Source organism: Priestia sp. P5_B4 (genome assembly GCF_056400385.1).
Genome location: NZ_JBFULJ010001132.1, coordinates 1 through 1027, shown reverse-complemented (window position 1 = coordinate 1027; position 1027 = coordinate 1). Strand labels below are relative to the sequence as shown.

1 protein-coding gene is annotated in these 1027 nt (G+C 32.5%); it reads right to left on the bottom strand.

Going from position 1 to position 1027, the window contains the following annotated elements; all coding sequences use genetic code 11:
• Positions 1-234: 234 nt before the first annotated feature.
• On the bottom strand, positions 235-708 hold the full coding sequence (locus AC1DRF_RS29395) for a hypothetical protein (RefSeq protein WP_013083145.1): 474 nt from the start codon (positions 706-708) through the stop codon (positions 235-237).
• Positions 709-1027 lie beyond the last annotated feature (319 nt).

The window sequence follows — 1027 nt, the reverse complement described above, 5'->3', positions numbered from 1 at the left end:
GTGGAGTTCTGCGCGGTCTTCTATTTTGGGTCTTCTTATTTCAATATGATGCAATGTTCATTCCTCCTTGTTATTTCACGGCAGAATATGAAGCTTTACCATTATTATTTATTATTTATCAATCTATGTTGATAATCCTTTTCTCTTTCTACTGTTTTTCCAATAAAAAAGCACGAGAACTTTGAGTTCTCGTACTTTTTTATAATATGGATTCTGCTTTTCTATTGGGAACTGTTAATACTGATTCACAAAGCTCTGGATTTTACATACGAATTCAGAGAGATTCTCTTTTATCTCTTTATCCTCTGTTTTCTCTACTTGCTCCTGTATGGCATCAATCATTAAACGTGCTCTTTTAGGATCTATAGAGGCCGGTTGGCTGCTGTTGTTTGATAGACTTTTCAAAATTTGATTAGTCATTTTGTTTTTATCGTGAATATAAAATAATATTTGAGGAACTTGATTAATTAACAAATTTACGTATCTGCGAAACTCCTCTATCTCATATAATTCTCTTGAATTACCTTTAAAGCCATCAACGGAAAGCATAAGACTCTGGTAGCCTTTATCACTGCGTTGATTAAGTGCTTTAATCACTTTCAAAAACCGATCGAACTTTAGATAACGTATTTCGTCTTTCCTTAATTCTAAAAATTCAATTTCTCCTTTTTCCAAAAAGGGATCTTTGATAAGACTATTGTCATTCATATACATTCTCTCCCTACTAATTTATTAGTTGCAGAGCTTGTTTTGAATTCATTTGTCTATCGTTTTAGTAATTGTTTACCTCTTTTAGGCCCGTTTTAAAACCTTTATTTGTAAAGCGCTTACATAAATGTTCTCAATTGCCTGACGTGTTGACGGAATTCTGCTTATTATCTGCTAAATGACCAATGAAAAAGAGCTCCTTTACAGAAGCTCTTTTTTAAAAATTATAGGGATGCTGATAACTTTATATCTTATTTGCTTCTTTTAATACCGCTAATAAGTATTCCCATGTCTTAATAGTAGACGGAATGCTCAGGTG

Excerpts from the sequence above, each read along its gene's own strand:
- AC1DRF_RS29395 (WP_013083145.1), bottom strand. The coding sequence starts at position 708 with ATGAATGACAATAGTCTTATCAAAGATCCCTTTTTGGAAAAAGGAGAA.